This window comes from Pseudomonas sp. PME37.24/006 (assembly GCF_055556635.1).
Genome location: NZ_JBVHNL010000011.1, coordinates 1 through 917 on the forward strand (window position 1 = coordinate 1; position 917 = coordinate 917).

Annotated in this window: 1 protein-coding gene; it reads right to left on the bottom strand. The window is 56.3% G+C overall.

Annotation, left to right across the window (positions count from 1 at the left end; genetic code table 11):
* On the bottom strand, positions 1 to 917 hold a 917-nt coding region (gene tuf, locus ACZ3GY_RS23635), incomplete at both ends, for an elongation factor Tu (RefSeq protein ID WP_465912166.1).

A 917-nucleotide genomic window follows, 5' to 3' on the forward strand; every position in this document is an offset into this window, starting at 1 on the left:
AGTGTGCGGCTTGACAGAACCCGGCTTGACCAGAACCTGACCACGCTCTACGTCGTCACGCTTGGTGCCGCGCAGCAGAACGCCGCAGTTCTCACCAGCACGACCTTCGTCGAGCAGCTTGCGGAACATCTCAACACCAGTACAGGTGGTTTTGACGGTATCACGCAGACCAACAATTTCCAGTTCTTCCTGGATCTTGATGATGCCACGCTCGATACGGCCAGTTACCACGGTGCCACGACCGGAGATCGAGAACACGTCTTCGATTGGCATCAGGAACGGCTTGTCGATAGCGCGCACTGGATCTGGGATGTAGCTGTCCAGAGTCTCAACCAACTTCTTGACGGCAGTGGTGCCCATCTCGTTGTCGTCTTGACCATTCAGCGCCATCAGAGCCGAACCGATGATGATCGGAGTGTCGTCGCCCGGGAAATCGTAAGTGCTGAGCAGGTCACGCACTTCCATTTCCACCAGCTCCAGCAGCTCGGCGTCGTCAACCATGTCAGCCTTGTTCAGGAAGACAACGATGTACGGAACACCTACCTGACGGGACAGCAGGATGTGCTCGCGAGTCTGCGGCATCGGGCCGTCAGCAGCGGAGCAAACCAGGATAGCGCCGTCCATCTGCGCAGCACCGGTGATCATGTTCTTCACATAGTCAGCGTGACCCGGGCAGTCAACGTGCGCGTAGTGGCGAATCGAAGAGTTGTACTCAACGTGCGCAGTGTTGATGGTGATACCACGAGCCTTCTCTTCCGGCGCGCTGTCGATCTTGTCGAAAGCAACTACGGCGCTACCGAAAACTTCGGAGCAAACGCGAGTCAGAGCGGCGGTCAGCGTGGTTTTACCATGGTCAACGTGACCGATAGTGCCAACGTTGACGTGAGGTTTGCTACGTTCAAATTTTTCTTTAGCCA